Origin of the sequence: Streptomyces sp. NPDC015139 (genome assembly GCF_043079785.1) — a bacterium.
Classification (GTDB): Bacteria; Actinomycetota; Actinomycetes; order Streptomycetales; family Streptomycetaceae; genus Streptomyces; species Streptomyces albidocamelliae.
Genome location: NZ_JBIBUW010000071.1, coordinates 1 through 1,225 on the forward strand (window position 1 = coordinate 1; position 1,225 = coordinate 1,225).

The 1,225-nt window shown below is 66.3% G+C and carries 1 protein-coding gene; it reads right to left on the bottom strand.

Annotated elements, in window-relative coordinates:
- Positions 1-268: 268 nt before the first annotated feature.
- Positions 269-1,225 (bottom strand): IS701 family transposase (locus ACF08B_RS41660; protein ID WP_392322234.1); only part of this gene is annotated, 957 nt, incomplete at its 5' end.

The window sequence follows — 1,225 nt, forward strand, 5'->3', positions numbered from 1 at the left end:
GAGTTGCCTGCGTGTCACGACCACAGTCCTACCGGGTTCCACCCCACGAAGAGGCCAGAACCCAGGAACTGATCACGACACCACACAGGCCCTAGTACTCCAGCAGCGTTTCGCTATCTGGCCTGGTCAGAGGCATCGTCGGGAGTGTAGTTGGCTGCTGGCAGGTCAGGGGCGGTCTTGCCGGACCGCCCCACCAACGAATGACATCGTCGTCGGTAGTGACAGTGCCGGGCCACGGCCTGACGCCTTCGCCGCCATCGCGACCAGCTCAGCGCATGGATGCGAAGGGGCGGGTGGTGTGCGGGGCCAGTTGCCAGGAGCCGGCGGACTTCTGCCACGGTGAGCGGAACCAGGGTGGAACCGTTTCTGCATCCCCCTTTGCCGCCGCCTGGGCTGCCGTGGCCGCGGCAAAGGCATGCGCGAGCATGGCCAGGGTGATGTGCCTCATCCAGCCGACGTAGCGGCGGACTTCGTACTGGTCCAGGCCGCATTCGTTCTTCGCGGCCTGGAAGCATTCCTCGATCGCCCACCGGCGCCCGGCGACGCGCACGAGCCGGTCAACGTCGGTGCCCACTGGCGCGTATGCGAGGTAGTAGGCGATCTGATCGGGTCTGTTCATACTGCGCCGGGCCAGCGCCCAGCGGTGATGGGTGGGCCTCTCACCGTCGAAGTCCTCGATCACCGGGAGCTGAACGGCCGCCCAGTCATAGACGCGCGGGCCCTTGGCGCCGTCTCCGCACGACCGCTGCTCCCATGCCTCATCCGGTGCCTGGCTGAAGAGGTGGTCGATCCGGCCGAAGGGGGGCACTGGCTGGGACTTCGGGACGGCGAGCACGTAGCCGACTGCGGCTTCTTCCAGCATCCGGCGAAAGCGCCACTCCTGGCCGTAGGCGGCATCCGCGGTCACCCAGGCGATCGGCAGCGGGGAGGCGAGTGCGCGCAGCACCATGGTCCTGGCCAGTTCTGGTTTGGTGGCGAAGTTCCTCTCATCAGGAATTTTGGCGGCGCGGCAGCGTTCGCGGTCGTCAGTCCAGGACTTGGGCAGATATAGCTCGCGGTCCACCAGGGCGCGTGCGTGGGTGGTGGCGTAGGCGGCGAAGACACCGATCTGGCAGTTCTCGGTGCGACCGGGGGCTTGTATTTCAATTACTGCCCGGTGCACAGGGGTTGGCGGGACAATGAGGTGTGACTGCGGGTACGGCTGCTCGGGCTTCAGTTGTGGCAT